The organism is Pradoshia sp., assembly GCF_051873915.1.
Lineage (GTDB): Bacteria > Bacillota > Bacilli > Bacillales > Pradoshiaceae > Pradoshia.
The window spans coordinates 36,796-62,966 of sequence record NZ_JBJEFJ010000156.1 but is presented as its reverse complement, the minus strand read 5'-3'; the positions used below and the strand labels follow the sequence as shown (position 1 = coordinate 62,966).

The following is a 26,171-nucleotide window of genomic DNA, read 5'->3' as shown; positions in this document are numbered from 1 at the left end:
TGTTTACGCAAATGTTCGTCCCCCTTTCTTGACTAAGAATAGGAAGAATGGGAGTCCAATCACAGCCACCAACGCGACCACAGGAATCTCTAACGGTGCGAAGATCATTCGACTTACAAAGTCTGTCAAAATCATGAAGGTACCGCCAGCAAGAATCGACATCGGGATAATGGCTCGGTAATCTGCTCCGACGATTCTTCGCACAATATGCGGAATAAACAGTCCGACAAAGGATAGATTGCCAATCAGGGCAACGGCGGTTCCTGCCAATATGACAACAATGACCATTAGGATGATCTTTATGAAGGTTGTCTTCTGTCCCAAACTTTTGGCCAGCTCCTCGTTCAGGCTAAGAATGGTCAGCTGTCTGCTGTAAAAGACAGCCCCACCTAGTCCAAGAACAATGAACGGGACGATGATGAGTGAATCCCATGTCGTACTGACCAATCCGCCGGCTGTCCACATGCTTAAATCCTTCGAAACATTAAATAAGATACCGACGCTGCTAGAAATGGCCTGTAAGAAGAGAGAAACGGCTGCGCCGGCTAAAACAAGTTTCAGCGGAGAGAGGCCGTTTTTCGAAGTCATTCCTATTCCAAATACAAGAAGCATTCCGGCTGCGGCACCAATAAAGGAACTGAACATGAGCATGAGGAACGTCAGGGCGGGAAGAAAGGCCATGGTGATCGCAAGGGCTAGATTGGCTCCGGCTGTCAGCCCTAAAAGACCGGGGTCAGCAAGCGGATTTCGAGTCATGCCTTGCATGATGGCCCCTGCAACGGCTAACGCAGCGCCGACAAAGAAAGCCGCAATGACACGCGGAAAGCGGATATCTCTCAAAATATCATAATAAGCTCCACCGCTTCTCCCTGTGATTGCTTCATATATATCGAGCAGGGTGGTCCTCGCAGCCCCAAGACTTAATGCCAGGAAAGTCACCCCGAATAGGAGGAGAACAGCAAGCAGCCATTTACTAATAGTGAGATAGGATGTCTTCATAAGCATTTACTTCCTTACTTTCCTAAGAAATGCTTTTCAAAGAAATCCAATTGATAATTCAATGAATAAGCATCAGCAAAATAGAAGGATGCACCGTTTGCATAAAAGACATTCCCATTCTTGACAGCAGAAATATTCTTATAGGCGTTTGATTCAAGGAAGGAGGTATCCTTCTCTGTTTCAGCTACATTTAAGACAAGGTACTCACCCACATAATCTCCCAGTACTTCTTCAGAGATTCCGAAATAACCCGGTTCAAGTGCCACATCGGCAACAGCCTCAGGCATTTTTAAGCCCATTTCCTTGTACAAAATTTCCGTTCCGCGGCCCCAGCTATCTCCAAATAAGAAGATTTGTTTATCAGCATAGCCAGCGACTGTAACCGTTGCATCTTCGCCAATTTTTGCTTTGATTTCTTTTCCTAAAGAAGCAGAACGCTCTTTGAACTCATCCATCCAAGCCTGCATTTCTTTTTCTTTATTCAGGACTTTTCCAATCTCCATGCGGGTATCCAAGTAATCAAGCTTCCCATATGTAAATAAGACGGTTGGCGCGATTTCTTCAAGCTTTTTGGCATCTTCAACATTGTTGGAGCCAATGATCAAATCTGGCTCAAGCTCAATGATTTTTTCGTAATCTGTGCTTTCGACGATTTCTGCGTCTGGATAAGCTTTTGCGAATTCGGGGTTATCATAGGACCAGGAATCCATGCCGACTACATTGACCCCCATTTCGAGCAGGTCTCCTACATAAAGGGAAAGAACAACAACCCGTTTTGGATCAGCCGGTACTTCAACCGGACCGCTTTCAGACTCATAGGTAATTGTTTCAGTGGTGGTATCCTTCTCCTTTGATTCATCTCCTGAGGAAGCTTCCTCGTTCCCGCACGCTGCGAGAAACATCATCATTGCTGTTAGTAAAAAAATAAGCCGTTTTTTCATGTTACTAATCTCCCATACTTAATATTTCGTATACTCCATTATTTCAAGAAGAACTTTTCAATTGAAGCTAGTTGATATTCAAGGGATAAGGCATCATTGAAGTAGAAGGCAGGCCCATCAGTCAATAATACCTGGCCTCTTTTGACAGCCTCGATATTGTTGTACCATTCTGAATCAGTGAAGGAGGTATCCTGCCAAAGATTAAGCAGGAGGTAATCGCCGACATAGTCATCCAGCACTTCCTGTGAAATGGCGGCATAACCAGGTTTTAAGGCTTGATCAATAACGGATTGAGGCATTTTTAAACCCATCCCCTGATAAAGGATTTCTGTGCCGCGTCCCCATGCATCCCCGAACACATACATTTGTTTTTCATAATTCTCAGCCACAGTTATCGTCGTATCTTCACCGATTTTGGATTTGATGTCTTTTCCAATTTCTTGGGTTCGTTTTTTGAAGTCTTCTGCCCATGCTGCGGCTTTCTCTTCTTGATTCACAACCTTACCAACTTCAATATGCTGCTGCAGATAATCGTATTCGCCGTATGTAAATAGGACAGTTGGTGCGATTTCCTTCAGTTTATCCGCATTATTAACATTGTCGAGTCCAATGATAAGATCTGGTTCAAGCTCGAGAATTTTCTCTAAATCCTCATTCGTAACAATCTCTGCATGAGCCAACCCTTCCTTGAAGTTCGGATTATCCATGGACCAGGAATCAACCCCGACAATATTGACCCCCAGCTTGATTAAATCCCCAGCGTAGGAGGAGAGCACAACTACGCGCTCCGGCTTAGATGGAACCTCGATATCGCCTTTAGAAGATTGATAGATAATCGTATCAGAAGTGTCTTTTGAACTTGCCTTTTCATCCGTAGCAGAATCAGTTTTGCCGCAGGCAGCCAGTACAAGGATTAGTGCGGTGCATATCAATAACATCCATTTTTTCATGGTATTCTCCTCTATTTGATTAGATTGTATGTAGTGCAAATAGGCTTATGAAAGCGTGGGTCCTTATCAATGACTGCATCAATCTGGAAGACCTTTTTCAGCACATCAGGCGTCATCACCTCATCCGGAGTACCGGCTTTGACAATTAAGCCTTTTTCAAGGGCAATCATATAATGAGAGAACCTGGCTGCATGATTAAGATCATGAAGCACCATCACGATGGTTCTATTTTCTTCCTCGTTCAGCTTTTCCAATAGCTCGAGCACCTCTAATTGATGGGCCATATCAAGATAGGTGGTTGGCTCATCGAGGAAGATGATATCCGTGTTTTGAGCGAGTGCCATCGCAATCCAAACCCGCTGCTTTTGTCCGCCGGATAATTCATCAACTGAATGATGGCGAAAAACCAATGTGTTTGTCGCTTCCATCGCCCATTCAATTACCCTTTTATCTTCTTTCTTTAAGGTGCTGAGACCGGACTGATGGGGGAAACGGCCATAGGAGACCAATTCCTCAACCAATAATCCAACGGCACTATCTTGTGTCTGGGGAAGGATGGCAAGCTCGCGGGCCAAGGCTTTTGTTGACTTTTGATGAATGTCTGTCCCGTCAAGGAGAACTTGTCCTTTTTGGTAAGGAATAATACGTGTAATTGCTTTTAATAGAGTTGATTTACCACAGCCATTAGAGCCGATGATTGTGGTAATCTGACCATCCGGAATCCGAATAGTCAAGCCATCAACAATGACTGTGCTGTCATAGCCGACGACGACATCGTTCACTTCTATTCTCATAGTGCTCTCTCCTTGTGGTGAAAATGATAATCATTATCAACCGAATCTTGTGCTTTGATTATCAAATATTTGTTAAAGATTGTCAAGGTAATTATTGGTTAATGATGGGTGCCCGAGGCTAGATTGAATGTGGGGATACAGGGCGTATAGGAAAGAGACAGAAGGGAACGAATCGTTGTTTAACTCATATGAAAATAGTTAATATTATATAAAAATAATAGATACAAAGACTGCACCCTGGGAAGGAGAGAGAAGAGATGCCCGTCCAATTGAATGATAAAGAGTTGCCTTACTTGGATAAAGATAAGATAAACGCTATTTTTGATTGTGTGTACGGAATTGGAGATACCGGAGAGATGACGAAGCAATTATTACAGGAGCCTCAATTTCGTGATACAGTCCATCTGCTATTAGCTATGCAGAAATACAATTATCAGCATCGTTTTTTGGAAACAGCTGAATTATTCGGCACTTTTGAATCTACGGTAGGACCGATGGAAAGAAATTCTGAGGGAACGACGCTGTGGCTGTCATTAGGGCTTGCAATCAAAGAACTGTATGGAATGCGGCTCTCTACCTTGAAGGGGCTGCTTGAGCAGGTGACTATTAGAAAATAGCCAAAAAGACCGCTGATTTCAGCGGTCTTTTCCTTTAGCGCAGGCTTTGGGCAAGCTCTGTGAAAATGATTCCGAGAGCATGTGCACCTGCATCTGGATGGCCGAGACTGCGGTCTCCGACTGTTCCAGCGCGTCCCATGCGGGCAACGATTTCCTTCGTATATTCAGCTCCTGCCACAGCAGCTGCGGCTCCTTTTTCGAAGGCGGTTTTAAAGTCTTCGTTTGCTTTGGCACTCATCATCCAGGAGTCTACACAAGGGGCGAATGCATCCACAAGGGTTTTATCGCCAACAACGGCGCCTCTGCCGAAGGAGCGCTCACCAGTTGCCTGAATGCCTTTTAGGGCAGCCTGCAGCATTTCAGCAAATTCCTCGACAGTTAGCTGCTTCTTGCCAGCTGCTGCTTTCCCGGCAGCGCGGAAGGCAGAACCCCAGATTGGACCAGATGCGCCGCCGCAATATTCCATGATGACCATGGAGGAGGAATCCAAGAAGGATTCGATTGATAACGTCTCTTGTTCGAGGATCGTATTCCATTCGCGTTTAAGCTGCTTGAAGCCTTTGGCTACACTCATCCCAAAGTCTCCGTCACCGGCATGGGAGTCGAGCTCGCAGAATGGAATTTCATTTTTGATAATTACCTCACTCATTTTATCCACGAGATAGATGATATTATCAAGGCTTAATGCCTCATCATTGATTACGGCCTTTTCCTCGCTTGTCTCCACTTCAAAAGAGACGGCCTTTTCCTCGGAGAAATCACTGTTTAAAATGTAATCAACCAGTTCAACTGGACCATCCACCCTGAAGGCAGGGGCTGAACATGGGCTTGATAATAATTGCTTCAGCTCATCATCCAGCTTCATGAATGTCAGGGAGGCTCCTGCCATATCAATGCTTGTCATATAATTGCCTACAAATGTACGGTAGACCTTTATGCCCCGTTGATGAAGCTCACGAATGACAGAATGATTGAGCAAGTATAGCTCCTGGAGAGGAGTCGCGCCAAATCCGTTGACGAGAATAGCCAGCTCCTTCGTATTTTCATCAATGCCAAGGTCTCGTAGTAGGTCACTTGTCATTCTTTCTGCCAATTCATCTGCAGAAATCATCTTTTCGCGCCTAATACCTGGCTCACCGTGGATGCCGACACCATATTCCATCTCATCCTCACCAAGTGTAAAGGTAGGTGTTCCTTTTGCCGGAACCGTACAGGAGGTTAGGGCAAAGCCGATGCTGCGTACATTCGCGGCAGCCTTCTCAGCAGCTTCTTTCACGCTCTGTAAGTCTCTTCCTTCCTCTGCTGCAGCGCCTGCAATCTTATGAACGAGCACAGTACCCGCAACGCCGCGGCGGCCGACAGAATAGAGGCTGTCCTCTACCGCCATATCATCCGCAACCTTCACATATTCAACCTGGATACCATCTTCTTCTGCCAAGGCAGCGCCATTCTTAAAGTTCATCATATCCCCACTGTAATTCTTGATAATCATGAGGACGCCCTTTTGGCCAGCTGCTGCTTTGATCCCTTGATATACTTGGATTTGAGAAGGGGATGCGAAGACATCTCCGCAGATGGCTGCATCGAGCATGCCTTTTCCGACAAAGCCGGCATGTGCAGGTTCATGTCCGCTGCCGCCGCCGCTAATAAGGCTTACTTTGCTTTCATTGATTTGTTTCTTCTTAATGATCTTATCTTTTTTGAGGAATTCCAGCTCTGGATGGGCCAAAGCGAGTCCATAACCCATTTCAATGACGAGGTCCTCTGGTTTATTGATGATCTTTTTCATATCTTACCGCCTCCTGGTATTCATCTAGAACCATAGATTAACTAGATTTCCGTATAATCCCTATCATAGATTGAAAGCGTTTTATCGTAAACGGACAAAAACCTCGATTTGTCAAAATTGGTTGCTTCTATCATATTTTTGTATAATAAAAGGACTATTTGATAGGGATGGTAATCTATGACTTCATCGATCATTACAAAGAAAATCATCGCGAAATCGTTGAAAGACCTGATGGAAACAGAATCCTTCCACAAGATTTCGGTCAGTGATATTATGGGAAACTGCCAAATGCGAAGACAGACCTTTTATTATCATTTTCAAGATAAATATGAATTGCTCGGCTGGATTTATAAGGAGGAGACACAGGAGAATATAACCGATTTCATTGGATATGAAAGGTGGGAGAATATTCTTGAACTGCTGCTGTCATACTTCAGCAGAAACCGGCGCTTCTATCGTAACGCCTTTACGGTGACGGAGCAGAATTCCTTTAATGGCTACTTATTTGAACATACGAAGAATCTCTCTCTTGAGATTATCGATAAAGAAATGATGAAGGAAAAACAGTCCATTGCTGCTGCTGAGAAAGAGCTGTTAGCCTCTTTCTACAGCCATGGATTTGTAGGAATGATTCAAGATTGGATTGAACAAGATTGCCAGACAGACAAGGTCGTTATGTCGGCCCTGATGAAGAATATGATGAATGATATGCTGCAAACAGCGATGAGAGGGAGAGGCCATGAAAAAGATACTCAATGAAGTACAAGGTGCAGTGAATGATATGCTGAACGGCTTTTATTTTGAACAGAGGGGAAGGGTTAGCTATGATCCTGAGCATGAGATTATTTACCGGAGTGACCTCTGGGATCTAGAGGAGGTCATTCTCATCAGCGGGGGCGGGAGCGGCCATGAGCCTGCTCATTTCGGCTATGTAGGGAAAGGAATGCTCTCGATGGCGGTTTGCGGTCAAATCTTCATCCCGCCAACAGCTGAGCAAATTGCAGCTGCCATCCGAATGGTCGATAAACATAAGCCAATCCTCCTTATCATCAAGAATTTTGAGGCAGATCTAGAAAGCTTCCTAAGGGCAGAAGCAATGTCGAAGGAAGAGGGATGGAACATTGATCATATCATCGTGAGTGATGATGTATCAGTAGAGGATGATAATTCCTATGAGAAAAGAAGAAGAGGTGTGGCAGGTACCGTGCTTGTTCATAAGATTCTCGGTGCTGCAGCGGCAGACGGCTGCTCCCTTCCTCAACTTAAGAAGCTTGGAGAAGAAGTGACCAGCAGGCTTCATACATTAGGGGTAGCCCTTTCACCAGCCAATAATCCGGCAAGTGAGGAGACACCTTTTAGACTTTTGGATAACGAAGTATTCTATGGGATTGGGATCCATGGTGAGAGCGGATATCGGAAAGAGCCCTTCCATTCCTCTGAAAAATTGGCTATCGAGCTGATGAACAAGCTTAAAAGCATTTATCGCTGGCAGAAGGGAGACTCCTATGCTGTCCTCGTGAATGGATTAGGAGCTGTGCCGCTAATGGAACAATACGTCTTTGCCAATGACATTCGCCGACTTTGCGAGCTAGAGGGGCTGAACGTCCGTTTTGTGAAGGTCGGGAGTCAGCTTACTTCCTTGGACATGAAGGGAATCTCATTGAGCTTGCTGAAGATAGAAAATCCTTTGTGGGAGGAATGGCTGAGAAGAGAAGTGGAAACGGCGAGCTGGAGGTGAGCCGTTTCGTGAATGGGTGGATAAGGTGGGACCTGCAATTTGATTATTAACAAATAAGAGCAGTGAAAGCTCCCTGGTTGAATTGTCATTTATGTTTAGCTGTTTCAAAGTTCAATCATATGCAGCGCCATATCGGCTCTTCTCTGATCAGAATGCTGTATATATAGTGCCTTGGAAAAAAGACGAGAGCCACATAGGATTCTCGTCTTTTTGTATGTATAGAAAACAGGTTATTCCACAATCTCAATCTGATTATTCTCCGGGTCCAGGATACAGCTTTCGTAATACCCGTCTCCTGTGGTTCTTGGACCGCTTAGGACTGTATAGCCGTCAGCCTTTAACCGGTTTGTCAGCTCATCCACTTTTTCCTTGCTGCCGGCACTGAAGGCTAAATGGGCAAACCCAAGCTGGATAAGATGTTTTTCGTTTTCCTTCATGTCTGGTCTTTTCATGATTTCAAGTCGCACATCTCCTTCAAAGGACAAGAAATATGTTTCTAAGCCCGTTTTAGGGTTATGGTATTTGTCATTTTCTATGGCGCCGAAATATTTTTTGTAAAATTCCTTCGCACGTTCTAAATCTTCGACAAATACGGCTGCATGATTGATTCTCATTGTTGTTCCTCCTTATTAGTGTGCCACTTCTCCATTGTAGCATGGAGGAGATGGCGACACAGGCGGAAATATTCCCTGATTCCTCATCCTGAGATATCGAGTCTATAAATGAATGGATTCCTCATCAATTCGGTACTGACCGCGATGCTGCTTCATCCGTCCATTGTGCAGCAAATAGTATTCGAAGACTTCCTTGGATGTGTACGTTGGCGTGAATCCAAAGGTGGATTTCAGCTTCGTGTTATCAAGAACAGGGCGGTACCGAAGGAAGTTAACCTGTTCCTCGCCATATTGGGTCAGGGACAATCGCTTCAGGATGAAAAGAGCAGCCTTGACGATGGATGCTGGTATCCGGATGACAGGCTTGTGCAGGATATAGGCGAGCTCATCAATGGTCAGCTTGCCATCTCCGGCAACATTAAAGATTCCTGTTATGTCCCCAAGGACAGCTTGCTTGAGGCAGCTTGCAACATCTTCATCCCAAATGAAAACGAAGGGGCTGTCCGATTGGGAGATGCCGATTAAGGCCTTCTTTTCAAAAAGGGCAGTGATTTGGTTATTAACGGTTTCGCCGAGAATGGTGCCAATACGGAAAATGATTTGCTCGAGTTCAGGATGAGTCTTCCGATATTCGGCTAATAGCTGTTCGACGAGTCTCTTATGATGCGAATAGGCAAATTCCTCGTTTCCTCTGATTTCGGTATCCTCTGTTATCCATTCTGGGTTGTCAGGATGGTAGCCGTAAGCAGCTCCGCTTGATGAAACGATTATGCGTTTGACCCCAGTGTTGACGCATGCCTTAAGAATATTCTCCGTGCCAAGAACATCGACAGAGTACTCGAGCTCGCGATTGCTCTTCTTTCCCGGTGTGACAATGGAGGCAAGATGGACAACGGTATCAACCTGGTATTTGGCCATAACCTCATGAACATGCTCGGAGCGAATATCTAATTGAACAAAATCAATTGGAGTCTCTTTATACAAAAAACTCTGATCATGAATGTCTGTGACGATGATCCGAATGGCTTCGTCGTTTTTTACTGCGCCTGACAGCCTTCGGACGAGGAGGCTTCCTAAGTAGCCCGCCCCGCCTGTTATGAGTACATTCATGTTTTCACACTCCCAACTGGTGCTTGGCTTGTATCAGCCAGAGGAGGTCTTTTTGACCAGTAAGTGGCTATGGTCAGGCCGGAAATGATATGCCAGATCGCCCACCACGCCGCTACGATGGCCATGCCCCCTAATCCATTAAAGAAGTTGAAAATCAAAATCAGCCCTAGTCCGGAGTTCTGGATTCCTACCTCAATGGAGATTGCCCGCCGGTCAGCGACTGGGAGCTGTAAGAGTGAGGAAGTAGTGTAGCCAATCGTGATAGCAATTAGATTATGAAGGAATACAATGAAGGCTACCATGCCGATGAACTCGATGAAGTACGTGAAGTTAGAGGCTAACGAAACAAGGACAAAAAGCAAGAAAAAGGCAATGGATACTTTTTTTGCCCATTTGACGATTTGCTGTGCTCTTACCGGGTATTTATGTCTGACATACATCCCGGCGGCGAGCGGCAGCCCGAGCATGAGGAATATCGTAATCAGCATATCTTGGGGACTTATGGTAAAAGACTGAAGGAGGCTGTTTGTCGGGCCGTACAAGGATCCCCAGAGTAAAGTATTAAACGGTGTCATAAAGATTGCGAGCACGGTAGAAATGGCGGACATGCTGATGGACAAGGGAGTGTTTCCCCTTGCCAAATAAGTCAAGAAGTTAGAAAGATTGCCGCCCGGGCATGCCGCAACCAAGAATAATCCGAGTGCAATACTTGGCCTTGGCTGGATGATGAGTACGAGTAAATAGGTGAAGGCCGGCAGCAGGATGAATTGACAGGTGAGACCGATAAGGGCAGGCTTCGGATTGCTCAGACTGCGTTTAAAGTCGGACAAACGTAAATCGAGTGCGACACCAAACATGATGAATCCGATTAGGATATTCATGATAGTCAAGGAGGCGGCATTAAAGTTTAACTGGATATCATCGATGTTCATCTTATTTACCCCTAGGTTCGGCATGCATTTCTTTGAAATATTTCAATCCTGGCGCCCACATATGTTTGACAGGGTCCACATCCACATGAATAACCGAACAGATTCCACTCCGGATTGAACGTTCAAGCGCCTCGCGGAAGCCGGCTGGGTTATTGGCATATTCCCCATGCGCACCCATGCTCTCAGCAAGCTTATGGAATTCAATCTTTCCAAGGTCGGTATTAATACTTTCCTCCGGACTGAGTGTTTTCTTAATTAAGGTCTTGATAGGCTTCATCGCAATATGTTGATTTATTTTCACCATTCCCCATTGGCGGTCGCAAAGAACGATATAAATGACATGGAGGCCATTGCGTACAGCGGTTTCAATATCCTGCGGATGAAAGCCCATGGCTCCGTCCCCAATGACGCAGCAAACAGGAACATCCGGTCTTGCTGCCGCGGCTCCGAGTGCCTGGCCGACACCTGCGCCAAGCATGCCAAACTTAAAGGTCGAAACGACTGTTCCCGGCTCTCTCACCTTGTAGTAGAAATTAGTCCAAATGGCCGTGTTTCCCCCGTCAATGACGAGAGGAGATTCAGCTGGGAAAATATCATTGCAAATAGCTGGAACATGAGCCGAATTCATCGGTGAGGCAAAATCATTTAAGTGCTCATCCAGTTTATCGCGGTGCTTCTTTTTATCTTCAAGATATTTAGACAAAAGGGCTTCGCGGGAGAGAGGAGATAATTGTTCTTTAAAATGCTGCAACCGCTCATACAGTCTCTCAAGGAAGACTTTCACATCAGACTGAATGGTTAATTCGCATGGCTTATTGGCCCCAAGTATGGATGGGTCTATATCCACTTGAATCATCTTCTGGTTTGGATTCCAGTAAGGCGCCTTTCCCCACCAGTCCGTTTCACCAAGCCTTGAGCCAAGGACTAGCAGGACATCAGCTTCATTGCGTACCTTATTATTCGTTTCGATATGGACCATCGGCAGCATTAAGCGGTTATTCTCTGAAATGGCCCCGCGCCCTGCCCAGCTTGTGGTGATCATTGCTTGGAGGAATTCGGCCACTCTTTCAAGCTCTTTGAAGGCTCGAGCGTGGATGACTCCGCTGCCAGCATGGATGACGGGAAATTGGGCTGAAAGCAATAATTTCACAGTCTGGTCGAGCTGCTGCTCGCTTGGTCCAGGTGGCTCGGTTATGCGGTAGTGGCTGGGCTGCCAAAAGGAAAGGTCACATTTTACTTTTGTATTCAGGATATTCTCCGGAATATCTAGATGGACAACTCCTGGCCGGCCCTCATAGCATTTCCTTAAGGCCGTCCGAAGCATTTCAGGAATCCGCTCGAATGATGGGACGCTCTCGCTCCATTTAGCCATTTGACCGATGACACCTGTCTGGTCAAAGCATTGATACGTGCCGCCGCGATCGGGGTACATGATGCCTGTCCGTCTTGCGCTCGTGATGACAAGCACTCGATTTCCTTCTGCCTGCTCAACGACCAATCCCGGGAGAATATTTGCTACCCCAGGCCCGTTGCTCGCCATGCAGACTCCGAGTTTTCCAGTTAATCTCGCATAAGCACCGGCCATATGGGCAGCGCTTGTCTCATGGCGAGGAGATAGCAGTTCAATGCCATAGTTCTGTAAATTTGAATAGAAGCCAAAATAGGTCCCATCAATAATCCCAAATACTTTCTCAACATTCTCTAGGCTCAGCATCTTGGCAATCACTTCGCCGCCTGTCATTTCAGCCATCGTATTCCTCCTTTAGGGTAGGTGATAGTTTAGTGGATTCCATCAGTGACTAATTCATGAAGCAATTGTTCGAAAAGCCTCTCGATATCCTCACGGGTCGGCTGTTTTCGATTGGTGGCAATGCCATTGCCGAGGAGAGCGAGCTCGGCTAATTCCTGTATGTAAGGCAGCAGCTCGTCCTCTATTTGAATAAATTGTCTGCCGGCTTCCCAAATGTGAAAGCGTCTATTATATTGCCGGACGAGCATAAGGATTCTCTTCGCTAGATCTGCCTTGCTTAAATTCGGACTATGGCCTAAAGCAACGGCGATTTCTGCATATCGTTCCTCGGCCGATTCCAGGCTGTATTCAATGACAAATGGGTGTATAAGAGCAACGCTTAACCCATGGGGAAGCTGATATTTAGCTCCTAAAGCCCTGCCGGCTGCATGAGCTAGATTTGTGGATGAATTCGAAAAAGCAATGCCAGCATATAAGCTGCCAAGGAGCATCTCATCATAGATGTATGGGTTGGTTGTTTTGTTATATACCTCTGGGAGATTGTTCGTGATTTTGATAATAGCTTGAAGGGCATAGAAGTCAGAGAAGTCATTGGCTTTCGTTGATACATAGGCTTCCATCGCATGTGTAAGTGCATCTAATCCAGTATAGGCTGTGATGGCTGGAGATAATTTCTGAGTCCAATAGGGATCCAGTATGGCCGCATCCGGTATAAAGGCTGGATGGGAAGGGTTGAGCTTGATGCCGGTCTCGTTGTCCGTTATGACCATCACGCTTGTCGCCTCTGAGCCTGAGCCCGCTGTTGTTGGAATAGCAATCAGTGGCAGACGTTCAATGTCTGCTTCATGCTGGATTGTCATCAAGCTATGCTGCGGATTGAGAATAAAGATGGACACGGCCTTTGCCAGGTCAATGACACTGCCGCCTCCGATTGCTGCGACTCCGTCACATCCCTTTGCTTCTGCACGACCAATGGCGTTTCTCACCTGCAGGAAGGTTGGCTCACCTGTGTCGCAAATGTAGGTATGAAAGGAAATCTCCTCTTTCTCAAGTGCCGGAAAGATAATGGATTGGGCATCCACCATTAACTTTGAAGATATCATAATGAATGGCTTAGCAATTTGCATGTCCTGAATGGCCTCTATGAGCTGAACGGCGCTTGTCCCGCCTGTCATAATCCTGGAGGGCTTGAGAATGGATTGGATAGGAATCACTCCTTGTTATTATGTATTCGCTTACAAAAGTGAGGGAGTCTGGGTGGTAGAAGTTATTTGGTCCATACTTAATGAACATTATAATGAGCAAGAAAGATAAACGCAATATTATTTCTGAATATTCAAATTATAAGCGGTTAAGGTCTTATCAATCCTTCCAACTGGAGCCTCCTTAATAAATGAACATACTTAGGGTATGTGAAAATCGCCTGGTTTGTCATTTTTATCTTATATTGTTTATTCATTCCTCTCGTATTACAGTATAATATTTAGTAGGGAGAATGGGGATAAGGGGGAATAACTCATTGCAGGAGCTTAGCGGCAAACTTTACATATTACTAGAATGGGTGACACGTTTCGCTTATTTACATATACTTTGGATTTTCTTTACTTTATTTGGAGGAGTAATAGCGGGAATATATCCTTCTACGACAACAGTCTTTGCAATCATGCGGAAATGGTTGAATGGAGAGGAAGATTTGCCAGTATTTAAGACATTTTGGTCTTATTATAAGAGGGATTTTTTAAAGAGTAATCATCTAGGAATCTATATCAGTATTATTTTATTTTTTATCCTGGTTGATTTATTTTATCTATACAGCATAGCGGATAGTGCCATGCACTGGACGGCTGTTCCGTTGTCAGTAGGCGTGCTCTTTCTTTCCTTCTTGCTGCTGTATCTATTTCCTGTGTTTGTTCACTATCATCTGCCTGTCCGCAAGACAGTAAGGACGGCTTTTCTTCTGATGTTGATCAGCCCGGTTCAAATTTTTGTCATGATGATTAGTCTGTTTTCCATTGCGGTCATTCTATGGATATTTCCAGCTATCGGGTTTATCTTTGGAATAAGCCTGTATGCCTTTGTAACTGTATGGGCATCTCGTTATTCGTTTAAACGGCTGGAGCAGAAACAGGTGTCATAAAAAAACCTCCAAATGGAGGTTTTTTTGTATTAACTCATACAGCCAGTGGAACCTTATCCTTTCACCGCACTTGATGATAGTCCCTCTATCACTTTATTGCTGAAGAAAATAAAGGCAAGAAGCAAGGGAAGGAAGCTGATAATCAAGGTTGCTCCGATTGCGCCCCAATCGGTCATATATTGACCGATGAAGTTCTGAATTCCAACGGTTAAGGTCTTATATTTATCAGAGCTAATAAAGGTGTTCACAAATACAAATTCATTCCAGTTATAGATCATATTAATAATCACAGTAGTCGACAGAATAGGCATAGACATGGGCAGGACAATCCGGAAAAACATTCGGTGGACGGAGCTGCCATCAATAATCGCGGCTTCTTCAATCTCTCTAGGGAATGTTGTATAAAACCCGAGCAGAATCATCATCGTTATGGGCAAATTATAAGCTGTATAGGTAATCACAATCGACCACGGATTATCAATTAAATTCACATTCAGGAACATATTGAAGAGTGGAATCAGGGCTGAGTGAATGGGAATCATTAGTCCAATCATGAATAGGCCTAAAACAAGCTTGCTGTATTTCCATTGCATTCGTGTTATGGCATAGGTCGCCATGCTGGCGAGCAGTACGGTCAGCATGATGGCAATGCCTGTGATCCAAATACTATTAAAGAAGTATAAGCCGATGCCGCCCTCCCATACCTTCAAATAATTCTCCCACCTGAATTCTGCGGGGAGTGCGAAAGGGGAGCCCCCGAATATTTCCTGATTACTCTTTAACGAGAATAGGAAGAGCCAAATGATCGGGAAGATTTGAAAAACAGCGACAACTGCCAGTGAAAGATACAATAGGGATTTTCCTAATCGAGCCATATATTTGTTCCTCCTCTAATATTGGATTTCATCTTTTGATGCCGTCAGTTTATTGATAACCAATGTGACAATCAAGGTAATAATGAGTAAGAGGAATCCAATTGCACTTCCATATCCAAAGTTTGAGGTGGAGAAGGCAAGTTTGTACATATAGGAAGCCATTACTTCACTGGCTCCATTCGGACCGCCGCCTGTCATTACATAAATCAAATCGAAGTATTTCAGAGACCCGACAATCGCCAGCACAACTGTCACTTTCACTACGCCCATAATTAAAGGAAGCTTAATCTTTAGAGCAATTTGTAATGGGGTAGCTCCGTCAATTTTGGCAGCTTCTATAAGGGATTCAGGTATATTTTTGAGTGCGGCATAGTAAATCAATATGTAAAACCCTGCATATTGCCATAAGATTGGAATGAAGATGGCATATAAAACAATTGAAGTATCTGATAGCCATAAGGGCAGGTTTTCGACTCCAAACCAGCCTAAGATTGTGTTTAAAATTCCATTAGACGGATTAAAGACTTTAATCCATAATTGGGCGATTGCTACTGAAGATAGGAGCATAGGAATCAGGTAAATCTTTCGAAGGAGATTGGCTCCTTTAATCTTTGATGCCAGGATAAGGGCAATGGCAAGATAGATAGCCAGGCTGATAGTCGAAAAAACAGCTAATAGAACGGAGTGCCAGGCACTATCCCAAAAGAGCTTATCCTGCAAGGCAGTTAGATAATTCTCTAAACCAATGAACTCCATTGGAGAAATGCCGTCCCAGTCCATCAGACCGTAATAACCAGTCAGTAATAGAGGAATAAAAATTAATACGCTTATTAAAAGCAGGGCTGGAAGCACATAGATTGCTATAATCCACTTATTGGACATTACTTTACTCATACCATTCACCTCATAATGATGTATGTAAGAAAAGGATCCTCCCAAATAGGACAGATCCTTATTCTTGGCTTATTACTACCTATTTCGATAGAGCCTCTTCATGTGTTTTTGCGAAATCCTTAGGTGTTGTTTCCTTGCCGAATAAGGCTTGGATTTGATCTAAATGGACTTGGGCAACATCAGCACTTAACTGTACATCCGCATATAGGGTAATATTGGTTGCCGTGTTCAGCTTTTCTAATACATCCACATACATTTGAGGGAGGTCTAGAGCTTCGCCGTCAACCTTTGTAGCTGGAATGACACCGGCTTCTGTGACCGATTTCTCCCCCCATGCTTGAGTGAAGAAGGAGACAAATTCCTTTGCTTCTTCTTTGACATCTGAATTTTCTGAAACAAATAACCCTACTCCAGGCCCGCCTACATAGCTATTCATGTCACCTTTCCCATCAACAGCAGGGAAATCGAAGAAACCGACTGAGTCTCTGAATTCCTGAGGAACCTCAACATTTGTGGTATAGTTCGGAAGGTCCCAGGTTGCAATGAGGTACATTGCTGCCTGCTCGTTCATGAACATGCTCTTAGCCTCTTCATCAGATAATCCGTTAAAACCGTCTACAAATGCTTTAGCATCTACTAATTCCTGGACTTTTTCAGCAGCAGATACAAGTGCGGGATCTTCAAATGAACCGGAGCGGTCTATCGCACTATTCAATGCCTTTGTTCCGCCAATGCGGTCAGCTAGATACATATACCATAAGGAGCCGGTCCATTTATCTTTATTACCAAGAGCAATTGGCTCAACGCCGTTCTTATCCAGTGTTTTGGCAGCCTTTATGAGTTCATCAAACGTTTTTGGTGCTTCTAATCCATTTTCTTTAAAGATGGCTTTGTTATAGAAGACGGAGGCAATATTGAGTTCCAGCGGAAGTCCATATGTCTTGCCATCTACCTGATACGCTTCAGTCGTGCCGGAAACAAATGAATCCTTAAGATCGCCTTCAAGCAAATCATCAAGCGGGGCAAATTTTTCTCCCTTAACATAAGGTTCAAGATAGCCTGCAGACCAAGTCATCCCAACGTCTGGAAGCTCTCCGGAAGCGGATAAGACTTTCATCTTGTCCTTGTACTGCTCATTGCTTAATACTTCAACCTCTACTTTGACATCATCGTGCTCCTTCTCAAAATCAGCGATGATATTTTCAACAATAGCATGATGCTGTTTGGAGCTTCCTTCCGGCCATAGATGCATAAACTTGATTACTTTCTTTCCATCAGAGCTGGCATTATCGGAACCTGAGCAGCCTGACAGCACTAACGCCAGCACGAATAAGCCTGCTAACGCTGAAACCGCTTTCTTTTTTAACATAACTAAACCCCCAAAAAATAGTTTTTGAGACTTAATTACCAGTAATCTCAAAAAAAGGATAGCACGGAAAACTTTGTTTGTCTACTAGATAAACAAAGTTTTTCGTGTTACGATAAAAAAGGTACAGACAATTCTGAAATGAGGATTGGTTGAGTAGGAAACAGGTATAACAAGGAAGAAAGAAGCATTGCCAGTACTTCATGGTGTAGAGAAATGAAAGCGTTTTATTACTTTTGCAGGAGGAAGGAAAATGAAGATTCAAAATCCCATTCTAACAGGTTTTCATCCAGATCCATGTATATGCAGAAGAGGAGAAGATTATTATATTGCCGTTTCCACCTTTGAGTGGTTTCCTGGTGTGGGAATCTATCACTCTAAGGACTTGAAGAATTGGCGCCTCCTATCAAGACCACTGAATCGAATGAGCCAATTAAACATGATGGGAAACCCAGATTCCGGCGGTGTTTGGGCTCCAGCCCTTTCCTATAGTGACGGGAAGTTCTGGCTTATCTATACAGATGTGAAGGTAACAGATGGACAGTGGAAGGATTGTCATAATTATCTGGTTACCTGTGAAGAGCCTGACGGAGAGTGGTCTGAACCTATTCATCTAAATAGCTCGGGATTTGATCCATCCTTATTTCATGATGAGGACGGGAAGAAATATTTCGTGAACATGATGTGGGACCACCGCATTGGCAATCATCCTTTTTACGGGATTGTGCTGCAGGAATACAGCGATGCAGCACAAAGGCTGGTTGGAGAGAAGAAAATCATCTTTAAGGGGACAGATATTAAATTAACAGAAGCGCCTCACCTATATAAATGGAACGGCTATTATTATTTGCTCACGGCAGAGGGGGGAACGAAGTACGATCATCAAGCAACCATCGCCCGCTCCAAGACAATAGAAGGGCCATACGAGGTACATCCTGAGAATCCGCTTATTACTTCATTTCCATATCCAAGAAACCCGCTGCAAAAAGCAGGCCATGCCTCTATTGTTCAAACCCATACAGATGAATGGTTTTTGGTCCATTTAACGGGCCGGCCGCTTCCTAAGGAGAATGAAGCCTTACTTGACCCGCGTGGCTTTTGTCCGCTTGGAAGGGAAACGGCGATTCAACGTTTAGTTTGGAAGGAGGATGGCTGGCCATATATTGAGGGCGGCAATGAGCCGTCACTTGAAATCGAGGGACCAAAGATGGCTGAGGTGAAATGGGAAAGGGACTTTGAGGAAAAGGATGACTTTAATAGTGAAGTTCTGAACCTTCATTTCCAGACATTGAGGATCCCGTTGGGAGAAGATGGCGTATCCTTAACTGACAAACCTGGTCATCTAAGACTTTATGGCAGGGAATCACTGACGTCAAAATTCACGCAAGCATTTGTGGCAAGACGCTGGCAGCATTTTAACTTTATTGCGGAAACAAAGGTCGCTTTCAACCCTGATACTTTCCAGCAGGCTGCCGGATTAGTGAATTATTATAATACAGAGAATTGGAGTGCTCTCCAAATCACTTGGAATGAGGAAAAAGGGCGAGTCTTGGACTTAACGGTTTGTGATAATTTCATATTTGACCAGCCATTGAGAGGGAATGAAATCATTATTCCTGATTCCAGTGAATATGTGTACTTAAGATGTGAAGTTCAAACAAATACGTATCACTATTCCTATTCCTTTGATGGAGCGGATTGGTCAATAATCCCGGTTACCTTACACTCCTATAAGCTTTCAGATGATTATATTAGAGGCGGAGGATTCTTTACGGGTGCTTTTGTCGGCATGCAATGTCAGGATACATCCGGACAGAGAAAAGCAGCGGATTTTGACTATTTTACTTATAAGGTTACAGAGTAATTTTTTTCTATGATAGCTTACGTATTACGCTAAATAAAAGCGTTCCTAAATGGGGGCGCTTTTTCTCATGAACATTTATGATTCACTTAGTTAAGCAGCAGCTGATAAAATCATATCATTCTACACTAACAGACCAAACTAGAGATTAGCCGAAACTTTGTTAAGATAGTCATATAGTGAATAATAATGAGGGAAAAATTATGATACGTGTTGAAGAAATTGATTATATAAAAGAATGGGTGTTAAAGAAAGGCGAAGAACTGGAGGTTCCATATACGAGCAATCGTTCAGATGGATTGATGTATGTGAATGTGATCAAGCATACGCAAAGAACATACCGCATTACTGGAGTATTGACTATTTCGGCAAGTGAACCTTCCTTTACGGAGGTTGATAAGAACTTGTTGCAGTTTGGATTCACTCCTAGAAAGAAGGTTAGTCTTCCGGACAATGATCAGACATTGAAATGGCTGCGTGAGGGATTCATCATAAAAGAGATTCGTTTTAAGAAGGATGGCAGAACCCCGGACTCTCAGCATTATAGAATGGGATATCGACTATTTGCCTATTCAGAGAATGAGAAGCGCAAAAAAACTGAGGCTGCTGAGAAAGAATTATTAGCTTGGGTTGAAAAGGCGAAATTAGTGACTAGTTTGTCAATTCCCAGTCATAAGTCAATTGATTTACGTCGTTTAATAAAAGTAGTGGAAGATTTTTGCCATCAAACAGCCGCGGATATAAAAGTATCGGTCGGCTTTCCTTCGGGATGGACATTGGCGAAGAGGCTGCGCTTTCTTCATTTTTTAGTGGCATTCCTGCAATTATCCATAAAGCGAGAGCAGTTTGATTGGAAGGAGATCGGAGCCTCTTATTATCAAGAGATTGGCGGATCGAAGCGATTTGATCGTGATAAAAATGATTTTATCGAGCAATTGGAAGGGCTGGCAGAATGCCCGCTTGTACGGCTGGGATTGACAAGCCTTGGGAGAATCACTCCCTTCTATTTCTCAGGGCCGCTCGTAGGCGGTTACTCGAGTTTCCAATATGGTCCAGTACATGCGCTAACCGACCTATCTATTTCGAGTGATGATTATAGGACAACGGCAAAGGCATTATGGCTTGTGGAGAACCGGGCGATTTTGACGAGGATGGCTTCCGAGGAGAATTTCCTGGAGGAAACGAATTCTTTAATCATGTGTGTGGACGGGCATTTACGTTCCTCTCATAAACAATGTATCTCACAGTTATTGGCTGGAAGCGACATTGACCAGGTGTTAATTTGGTGTGATTATGACCCGGATGGGCTTCAGATTGCGCATGAAATTTATGAGACGGTCAGTGATGCGAAGGGGAAAGAATTAAAATGGATTCAGCCGGACCAGCAGGTTTCGACAAGTCTGCTCGAATATGAGGGGTATATGCTTGCCTTTTTGGAGGAGAATCGAATGGAGCAAGAAGAGATGGCAGGAAGCAGGGAGGAGTGGGTAAAATGGCTGAATCATTGATATCGGTCTTTCAGGCGGATGAGTCACAGCCGGAAGTAATGCAATCGATGCAGGATATTGCCTCCCTATCAGGTGTCCTTAGTGATTTAAGTGCACAAAGCTCCTTTCAAACACCAAGGGAGATCATTCGATTCTTACGCATTATCCAATTAATTAATGAAGAAGCGCTCGGACTGGATGAGCCGATTGAGAATGCCGAGACCGTGTATTATCGTTATAAAAACCGCTATAAGGATGCCGAACCTCCCTCGAAGAAAAAGGTGAATCAGGTCATTGGGGTGTTGGTGAAATACAATTGGATTTCGAAGCAGTCACGGCGCATCCGCATGAGGGATACAGGGAAGCGGATGATGAATGCACTCATTCGCTTGGCTAATGATTCTCTTGCCTATTATATGCATGATGATATCGGACGTGCATTGTTTCAGGCAAGGCGTGACGCCGAATTGAGTGAGGCCTATGATGACCGCGGAATATCCGGCGGCAATAAGATTGCGAGTATGATCCGCAATGTCGAGAACGCGATTCAATTGTTAAAGGAACGCGAACTTGAGATGCTTGCGGACCGGAGTGCCCTTCCGCAGCTTGAATTAATTCATGAGTTGATGAAGGAGTTGGATGGGAAGCTGCAGGAGAGGATTGCGAGTTTTGCCACAGTGGAGGACAGCCTTGTCCTCACCGATTTGATGCAGCAGGGTACATCCGCCCTCGCCGAAGGCACGAATCAAAGCCTAGGGATGATCAATAAATACTTGAAGTTCACCCATATGCAAAAAACGCCCCTATCCTCCACGATCCAGCCGGAAAGGGTTCGCGAATTTATTCAGCAGATGTATAATCCCCCAGTGGAATCAGATATCCCGAATGTACATCAGCTGTTCAGCTTTATGGAACAAGGCCAGTATGAACAGGAGGCGATGGATGGGCTGTGGATTCCATTCAAAATAGCCGCACCGCTATCAGCCGAAGCCATAGATGAGGCGATTGATTATATTGAAACATATGAGCCAATCTCCGCCCCGATGGAAGAGACGGATGAAGAGATTGGGTATTTATCAGAGGAAATATCAGAGGAAGAAATAGATGGATTGATTGGGGAGACAGCTTGGGCGTTAACGAAATCAATGATCAAAACAGAAGCGGTTGAACACTTTTTTGAAAGCCATTCAGAAGCACCGATGGACCAGGTTATCGTTGAGACGACATCTGCTGAATGGGGAGATGCCATCAATGCGATGAATGCCATCGCAGCCTTAGTTGGGAGCAAGCAAGTGACGGTCAGCCAATCTGAGAAAACAGCCAGCAAGGCATATGAACGAGAATGGGAGTGGATGAATCGTGAAGACGGATCAAGGATTATCCGAAAACGACAAAAACAAGATGAATCAGATCATGAATGAGGGGGGACAAACGGAAGAATTTAACGCCAACCCGCTTAATGCCATGCAGGCTGTTAAAGGTGTTTTGACAGAAGAGGAGGAGATGGCCTTCATGAATATCCTGTTCTCCTCCACAGCCACGATACGGATGGGCAATTTTGGCCTCTCCCGTAAAGAGGTGGAGAGGCTGCTAGGATTGAAAGAACAAGATGAGCAGTTTTTCTCCTTCCTTACTAGGGTCAATCAAGCCATCAGCCGCTATATGAAGGTAATCTATGATGAGCGGCGTGATCAGGTAATCGTGATGATGCGGGTGCCGGCAAGGGCAGCCCGTAACACATTGTCAAAGGAGAGCTTGGCATTATTATTGTATATTTTTTATCAACAGGAAGTGCTGCAGCATGAGTTCACGCTATTCGACCAGCTGCTTGAATCGTTTGGGCATGAAACGATGAAGGCTAATCAGCGCATTTTGATGAACTTGGATACCTTAAAGAAAATTGGGGCAATTGAGGAATATGATAACCCCTCACAGGAGAAGGCTTATCAGTTGACGGCGATTGGCGCTCAAATGTTCTCTGATTCCTTCTTGCGGAGAACTGCGGAATTCAGCCAGTCCAATCAATTGAATAAAGAAGAAGTGCTCAAATTCTTCAAGCGATACAATCTGTATCCGAAAGGAGAAGACGAATGATTCCGTGGAGATTGAAATTTTCGGGGGTGCGGGATTATCCGCCGACTTTATTGGATTTGTCTGGTGAGGATGCGCATGTGATGATTACTGGTCCGAATGGGTCAGGAAAATCAACGATTACCTTTTGCATGGGCGCTGTGCTGTATTCCGCCAAGGTCGATATCGAGGGCTTGAAATCGAGAAATCTGGAAGCAAACCAAACATGGAAGGCCGCGATTTCCTTCTTGTTCAAAAATGAAGGCGCCAATAAGATTGATGCCCCGGACTATGTGGAATTTACGCTGAAAATTGTGCAGGAGCCAGGACAGCCAATCAAGAAAGAATACAGTATCTCAACTGGTGAGAATATCGATGAATGGGAAGAGGAGAAAAGATATACATCAGGCGATCGGTTTTATAATTTCACCTCTTATAAAAATGACCTGAAATATAAATATAAGGTCGACCCGGATCATTATTATTTGATTTGGTATCAGCAGGAAGTCAATCAATTCGCCGTCATGCACCCAGAGGAGCGGTTCCGGATATTCAGTGAGATGCACGGAATTGACAAAGTGCAGCGTGATTGGGAAGAAAGCATGGAAAAGGTGAAGGAAGCAGAGGAAACTTCACGTGCCTCAGAGACGAATGTGAAGCTGAAGAAGGCGGAGCTCGGGATGGCGAAAAACGCATTTGACCGCTATACCGACAATCAGAGACGTTTGTACGAAGGGGGGAAGCTGTATGCGCAGTCCTTGCTTGGCATGGAGGCCTCCTACCAGAAACAAGTCCGCGAATTGGCTGGTCAAGTTGAACAAACACATGAAGACATCCATGAGGAGAACGAAGAGCTTGCACGTATTCGTCTCGTTCAAGACCGTCTGGCTTGGGAATTGACTGATAGAAAAGAAATGCTTCAATCAAAGGAGGCTGAGCATGAACAGGAAGAGCGGATTTTGCAAGATATTAAGGACCAAATCAAGAGCATTCAAGTTAAAATCCATAACCTAGAAGATGAACTTGAGGACATCACAAAGAGAAAAAGTCAGATGACTCGTACAGAAGCAGAAGTGAAAGCCGAGCTTGAAAGGGTCAAGATCCGCCAGCAGGAGATTGAAGAAGCCTTGAAGCAAAAGGATTCTGAGCTGAACAAGGTGATGAACTGCTGGCAAGAGGGAGTTCAAGTAATTGCGGGTTTAGAGCAAGAAATTAAGCAGATTGATTCCTTGGAGACTATTCATAAGGCCCGTTTGGCTGAATATATGAGCAGCCACCATGTCCAAATGACGATTGATCAGTTGAACAGGACTATTTTGGACAATAGGGATCGGCATGATGTTCTGCGGAAGGAAAAGCTTGAGCTGCAAGCAGAATTGTCTTATTTGAAGGAAGGTCAAAACGTATCATATAGGCAGAGGGAATCACTTGCTTATTTCAAGGATAGAGGTGTACAGGCATTTCCGCTGTCAGCCCTTCTTGAAATGGAAGAACGGGTGAATCCTCGGGAGGAGCAGTTGTTTCAGGCAATCAAGTACACAGTCTTCTTCGATGGTCGAAAAGCGGTTCCGCCGAATGATTTGTACCATGTTCCTTTATCCTTGGTTATCCCTGATCAAGTCCGGATGTCGTTGCCGAATGTTCCATTAAAGGTGAAAGGGGATCTCCGCGAATCGATGCTTCCTCATGCGATGAAGGCCCTCTGGTGGGTCGCCCAATTGTTTGAGGATGGGCTGCCAGAGATCAATGGCGGCATGCTAACAGACAGTTTAGGGATTCGCGGGTCACAGGAGAAGGAACGGCTTATCCTTAGTCAAAAAGCCATCCGTTTGCGCAAGCAGGAAGTAGAGAACCAAGTGGATGAACGGACAGATCTGATGAGAGAGCTTGATGCGAGCATTGCCGGAGATACTAAGTTATACCAGAAGCTGAATGGAATTATCCATCAAGTGAAAGAATCTGAAGCCTTCATGCTAGCTGAGCATGAGCATGCTCGCAAACGTGAACGATTGAAGGCACTTGTGCATGAACGAGATGAGTTGGAAGGGCTGCGTCGTCAGCATGAACAGAAGAAGCAGGTTTTGACGCGCAAGCAGATTGAGGACAAGCTCTATCAGGACCAATTGGAAGAAGAAGCGAGCTTTTACCTGGAATTAGGGAAGATGAAAGAGAAGTATGAAGAACTTCATCAATTAAACTTAAATTTGACGAACGAAAAGCGCCGAGAGAGGGAACAAAAACTGAAGCTTGAGCTTTTAGAAGAAGAGCTTGATAAGCTTGAACAAATCATCTCTAAGGCTGAAAAAGAAGCACGAAATGTAGCCGGGCAAATAGATGACTCCGCTCGGAAACTGGAATATTTGGCAGTACAGGCAGATAATCAGAAATCGGATCAGGATGCAGCCGAGTTTGGGCTGATGGATGTAAAACGAGAGCTGGAGGATTTGAAACAGGCTGCTCTTGCCATATATGAGGAAGCGGCTCAAAATGTTGATGAACATAATCTCTCTGCTCTCCCTGTCTTAAAAAGTGAACGGGAGAGCGGCAAGATTACATTTGACCTCGCACGAAATGAAGCTGGCATCGACCCAGCTGCTCCGCAGAACTATGAAACGGTGAAAAAGGAATATGAACGGTTTGAGAGTGAATACACCCGCACGAAGCTATTGCTCGAACAGGATAAGGAACGAATGGAAAAACTGAGGGATCAGCTTGAGACGACAATTAGCATGCGGGTCATTGAAATCCAGCAAAGGTTCAAGAACTATATGAGCCAGTTTCAGTTTGAAGGGGATATTAGCTGGGATAGCTTTGAAGACAGGCGGAAGCGAACTCACTTTCAGCTATTCATCAAGGCACGCAAGGAAGGGCACCGCGGGTCGCTGGAAGATGTGAGCGTGAAAGCGCGCGGCGGTAAGGTCGGCAAAGGAGTCTCTGGCGGTGAGGAATCACTCAGCTCTCTCTTATTTGCTCTCTGTCTCCTTCAAAACCTGCAAATCACGCCGGGCTTTATTATCTTAGATGAATTTGATAGCGCCCTAGATGAGAATCGCAAGGTGAAGGTTTTTGATTTGTATGAAAAAGAATTGCAGCGCAAGCTCATTATTTTAACGCCAAAGTCACATGAAAATGAGTATCTGAACCGTTTCTCAAAAGCATTCGTCGTTCGCCATGATCCGCGGATTCCTGAGAGCAGGGTCGCTGGGATTTTGAAGAAGGAACGAGTGGAGCATTAGTCGGAGCCTCC

22 protein-coding genes are annotated in these 26,171 nt (G+C 44.6%); 9 read left to right on the top strand and 13 right to left on the bottom strand.

Annotation, left to right across the window (positions count from 1 at the left end; translation table 11 throughout):
• Positions 1–3: 3 nt before the first annotated feature.
• From ACI35L_RS13800 to ACI35L_RS13785, 4 genes are read right to left on the bottom strand one after another with little or no spacing between them, the layout of a single operon-like run.
• Positions 4–1,005, bottom strand: a complete 1,002-nt coding sequence (locus tag ACI35L_RS13800; protein WP_049672194.1) for a FecCD family ABC transporter permease — start codon at positions 1,003–1,005, stop codon at positions 4–6.
• A gap of 8 nt (positions 1,006–1,013) precedes the next feature.
• Positions 1,014–1,940 (bottom strand): iron-hydroxamate ABC transporter substrate-binding protein, encoded by a 927-nt coding sequence (locus ACI35L_RS13795; RefSeq protein ID WP_049672193.1) that lies wholly within the window; start codon positions 1,938–1,940, stop codon positions 1,014–1,016.
• A gap of 38 nt (positions 1,941–1,978) precedes the next feature.
• Positions 1,979–2,890, bottom strand: a complete 912-nt coding sequence (locus tag ACI35L_RS13790) for an ABC transporter substrate-binding protein (RefSeq protein WP_049672192.1) — start codon at positions 2,888–2,890, stop codon at positions 1,979–1,981.
• A gap of 11 nt (positions 2,891–2,901) precedes the next feature.
• Positions 2,902–3,684, bottom strand: coding sequence for an ABC transporter ATP-binding protein (locus tag ACI35L_RS13785; protein ID WP_049672191.1), 783 nt, complete (start codon positions 3,682–3,684; stop codon positions 2,902–2,904).
• A gap of 257 nt (positions 3,685–3,941) precedes the next feature.
• On the opposite strand from ACI35L_RS13785, the gene ACI35L_RS13780 reads away from it, so the two are divergent.
• Positions 3,942–4,301, top strand: coding sequence for a hypothetical protein (locus ACI35L_RS13780; RefSeq protein ID WP_049672190.1), 360 nt, complete (start codon positions 3,942–3,944; stop codon positions 4,299–4,301).
• 34 nt (positions 4,302–4,335) lie between these two features.
• On the opposite strand, the gene dhaK is transcribed toward ACI35L_RS13780, so the two are convergent.
• A complete protein-coding gene (gene dhaK, locus ACI35L_RS13775) occupies positions 4,336–6,090 on the bottom strand; it encodes a dihydroxyacetone kinase subunit DhaK (RefSeq protein ID WP_082197200.1) in 1,755 nt (584 codons plus the stop codon).
• Positions 6,091–6,267: 177 nt separating this feature from the next.
• Here dhaK and dhaS point away from each other — a divergent pair, with 177 nt between their 5' ends.
• Together dhaS and dhaQ are read left to right on the top strand one after the other, a co-directional pair.
• Positions 6,268–6,849 (top strand): dihydroxyacetone kinase transcriptional activator DhaS, encoded by a 582-nt coding sequence (gene dhaS / locus ACI35L_RS13770; RefSeq protein WP_049672189.1) that lies wholly within the window; start codon positions 6,268–6,270, stop codon positions 6,847–6,849.
• On the top strand, positions 6,830–7,828 hold the full coding sequence (dhaQ, locus tag ACI35L_RS13765; RefSeq protein ID WP_049672188.1) for a DhaKLM operon coactivator DhaQ: 999 nt from the start codon (positions 6,830–6,832) through the stop codon (positions 7,826–7,828). Before dhaS ends, dhaQ begins: the two co-directional genes overlap by 20 nt.
• 230 nt (positions 7,829–8,058) lie before the next feature.
• Here dhaQ and ACI35L_RS13760 read toward each other — a convergent pair whose 3' ends face one another.
• The 5 genes from ACI35L_RS13760 to ACI35L_RS13740 all read right to left on the bottom strand — a co-directional run bounded on the left by ACI35L_RS13760 (position 8,059) and on the right by ACI35L_RS13740 (position 13,409).
• Positions 8,059–8,442 (bottom strand): VOC family protein, encoded by a 384-nt coding sequence (locus ACI35L_RS13760; RefSeq protein ID WP_439803124.1) that lies wholly within the window; start codon positions 8,440–8,442, stop codon positions 8,059–8,061.
• A 102-nt stretch (positions 8,443–8,544) separates the two neighbouring features.
• Positions 8,545–9,552 carry an SDR family oxidoreductase gene (locus ACI35L_RS13755; RefSeq protein ID WP_049672186.1) on the bottom strand — a complete coding sequence of 336 codons (1,008 nt, stop codon included), beginning with the start codon at positions 9,550–9,552 and terminating at the stop codon, positions 8,545–8,547.
• Positions 9,549–10,484 (bottom strand): bile acid:sodium symporter family protein, encoded by a 936-nt coding sequence (locus tag ACI35L_RS13750; protein WP_049672185.1) that lies wholly within the window; start codon positions 10,482–10,484, stop codon positions 9,549–9,551. The genes ACI35L_RS13755 and ACI35L_RS13750 overlap by 4 nt, the downstream gene beginning before the upstream one ends.
• Before the next feature lies 1 nt (position 10,485).
• Positions 10,486–12,234, bottom strand: a complete 1,749-nt coding sequence (locus tag ACI35L_RS13745; protein ID WP_049672184.1) for a thiamine pyrophosphate-binding protein — start codon at positions 12,232–12,234, stop codon at positions 10,486–10,488.
• Between the two features lie 29 nt (positions 12,235–12,263).
• The gene (locus tag ACI35L_RS13740; protein ID WP_053103780.1) at positions 12,264–13,409 is read right to left on the bottom strand and encodes an iron-containing alcohol dehydrogenase; all 1,146 of its coding nucleotides are present in this window, start codon (positions 13,407–13,409) and stop codon (positions 12,264–12,266) included.
• A gap of 344 nt (positions 13,410–13,753) precedes the next feature.
• Between ACI35L_RS13740 and ACI35L_RS13735 the strand changes: the two genes are divergently transcribed.
• On the top strand, positions 13,754–14,371 hold the full coding sequence (locus ACI35L_RS13735; protein WP_197089953.1) for a YesL family protein: 618 nt from the start codon (positions 13,754–13,756) through the stop codon (positions 14,369–14,371).
• Between the two features lie 53 nt (positions 14,372–14,424).
• On the opposite strand, the gene ACI35L_RS13730 is transcribed toward ACI35L_RS13735, so the two are convergent.
• The 3 genes from ACI35L_RS13730 to ACI35L_RS13720 all read right to left on the bottom strand — a co-directional run bounded on the left by ACI35L_RS13730 (position 14,425) and on the right by ACI35L_RS13720 (position 17,509).
• Entirely contained in the window at positions 14,425–15,246 is an 822-nt protein-coding gene (locus tag ACI35L_RS13730; RefSeq protein WP_049672182.1) for a carbohydrate ABC transporter permease, read from the bottom strand.
• Between the two features lie 15 nt (positions 15,247–15,261).
• Positions 15,262–16,140 carry a carbohydrate ABC transporter permease gene (locus ACI35L_RS13725; protein WP_439803123.1) on the bottom strand — a complete coding sequence of 293 codons (879 nt, stop codon included), beginning with the start codon at positions 16,138–16,140 and terminating at the stop codon, positions 15,262–15,264.
• Between the two features lie 79 nt (positions 16,141–16,219).
• Complete coding sequence (locus tag ACI35L_RS13720) at positions 16,220–17,509, bottom strand: extracellular solute-binding protein (protein WP_439803122.1); 1,290 nt, start codon at positions 17,507–17,509, stop codon at positions 16,220–16,222.
• Positions 17,510–17,759: 250 nt separating this feature from the next.
• Here ACI35L_RS13720 and ACI35L_RS13715 point away from each other — a divergent pair, with 250 nt between their 5' ends.
• From ACI35L_RS13715 to ACI35L_RS13695, 5 genes are all read left to right on the top strand, one after another.
• Entirely contained in the window at positions 17,760–19,370 is a 1,611-nt protein-coding gene (locus ACI35L_RS13715) for a glycoside hydrolase family 43 protein (RefSeq protein ID WP_439803121.1), read from the top strand.
• Positions 19,371–19,570: 200 nt separating this feature from the next.
• Positions 19,571–20,875: a DUF2399 domain-containing protein gene (locus ACI35L_RS13710; RefSeq protein WP_049672179.1), complete on the top strand. Its 1,305-nt coding sequence runs from the start codon at positions 19,571–19,573 to the stop codon at positions 20,873–20,875.
• Complete coding sequence (locus ACI35L_RS13705) at positions 20,860–22,275, top strand: hypothetical protein (protein WP_049672178.1); 1,416 nt, start codon at positions 20,860–20,862, stop codon at positions 22,273–22,275. The genes ACI35L_RS13710 and ACI35L_RS13705 overlap by 16 nt, the downstream gene beginning before the upstream one ends.
• Entirely contained in the window at positions 22,256–22,948 is a 693-nt protein-coding gene (locus ACI35L_RS13700) for a hypothetical protein (RefSeq protein ID WP_049673051.1), read from the top strand. The genes ACI35L_RS13705 and ACI35L_RS13700 overlap by 20 nt, the downstream gene beginning before the upstream one ends.
• Positions 22,945–26,160 carry a chromosome segregation protein SMC gene (locus tag ACI35L_RS13695; RefSeq protein ID WP_439803120.1) on the top strand — a complete coding sequence of 1,072 codons (3,216 nt, stop codon included), beginning with the start codon at positions 22,945–22,947 and terminating at the stop codon, positions 26,158–26,160. The genes ACI35L_RS13700 and ACI35L_RS13695 overlap by 4 nt, the downstream gene beginning before the upstream one ends.
• Positions 26,161–26,171: the final 11 nt, after the last annotated feature.

Excerpts from the sequence above, each read along its gene's own strand:
- ACI35L_RS13800 (WP_049672194.1), bottom strand. The coding sequence starts at position 1,005 with ATGCTTATGAAGACATCCTATCTCACTATTAGTAAATGGCTGCTTGCT.
- ACI35L_RS13795 (WP_049672193.1), bottom strand. The coding sequence starts at position 1,940 with ATGAAAAAACGGCTTATTTTTTTACTAACAGCAATGATGATGTTTCTC.
- ACI35L_RS13790 (WP_049672192.1), bottom strand. The coding sequence starts at position 2,890 with ATGAAAAAATGGATGTTATTGATATGCACCGCACTAATCCTTGTACTG.
- ACI35L_RS13785 (WP_049672191.1), bottom strand. The coding sequence starts at position 3,684 with ATGAGAATAGAAGTGAACGATGTCGTCGTCGGCTATGACAGCACAGTC.
- ACI35L_RS13780 (WP_049672190.1), top strand. The coding sequence starts at position 3,942 with ATGCCCGTCCAATTGAATGATAAAGAGTTGCCTTACTTGGATAAAGAT.
- dhaK (WP_082197200.1), bottom strand. The coding sequence starts at position 6,090 with ATGAAAAAGATCATCAATAAACCAGAGGACCTCGTCATTGAAATGGGT.
- dhaS (WP_049672189.1), top strand. The coding sequence starts at position 6,268 with ATGACTTCATCGATCATTACAAAGAAAATCATCGCGAAATCGTTGAAA.
- dhaQ (WP_049672188.1), top strand. The coding sequence starts at position 6,830 with ATGAAAAAGATACTCAATGAAGTACAAGGTGCAGTGAATGATATGCTG.
- ACI35L_RS13760 (WP_439803124.1), bottom strand. The coding sequence starts at position 8,442 with ATGAGAATCAATCATGCAGCCGTATTTGTCGAAGATTTAGAACGTGCG.
- ACI35L_RS13755 (WP_049672186.1), bottom strand. The coding sequence starts at position 9,552 with ATGAATGTACTCATAACAGGCGGGGCGGGCTACTTAGGAAGCCTCCTC.
- ACI35L_RS13750 (WP_049672185.1), bottom strand. The coding sequence starts at position 10,484 with ATGAACATCGATGATATCCAGTTAAACTTTAATGCCGCCTCCTTGACT.
- ACI35L_RS13745 (WP_049672184.1), bottom strand. The coding sequence starts at position 12,234 with ATGGCTGAAATGACAGGCGGCGAAGTGATTGCCAAGATGCTGAGCCTA.
- ACI35L_RS13740 (WP_053103780.1), bottom strand. The coding sequence starts at position 13,409 with ATGACAGGCGGGACAAGCGCCGTTCAGCTCATAGAGGCCATTCAGGAC.
- ACI35L_RS13730 (WP_049672182.1), bottom strand. The coding sequence starts at position 15,246 with ATGGCTCGATTAGGAAAATCCCTATTGTATCTTTCACTGGCAGTTGTC.
- ACI35L_RS13725 (WP_439803123.1), bottom strand. The coding sequence starts at position 16,140 with ATGAGTAAAGTAATGTCCAATAAGTGGATTATAGCAATCTATGTGCTT.
- ACI35L_RS13720 (WP_439803122.1), bottom strand. The coding sequence starts at position 17,509 with ATGTTAAAAAAGAAAGCGGTTTCAGCGTTAGCAGGCTTATTCGTGCTG.
- ACI35L_RS13715 (WP_439803121.1), top strand. The coding sequence starts at position 17,760 with ATGAAGATTCAAAATCCCATTCTAACAGGTTTTCATCCAGATCCATGT.
- ACI35L_RS13710 (WP_049672179.1), top strand. The coding sequence starts at position 19,571 with ATGATACGTGTTGAAGAAATTGATTATATAAAAGAATGGGTGTTAAAG.
- ACI35L_RS13705 (WP_049672178.1), top strand. The coding sequence starts at position 20,860 with ATGGCTGAATCATTGATATCGGTCTTTCAGGCGGATGAGTCACAGCCG.
- ACI35L_RS13700 (WP_049673051.1), top strand. The coding sequence starts at position 22,256 with ATGAATCAGATCATGAATGAGGGGGGACAAACGGAAGAATTTAACGCC.
- ACI35L_RS13695 (WP_439803120.1), top strand. The coding sequence starts at position 22,945 with ATGATTCCGTGGAGATTGAAATTTTCGGGGGTGCGGGATTATCCGCCG.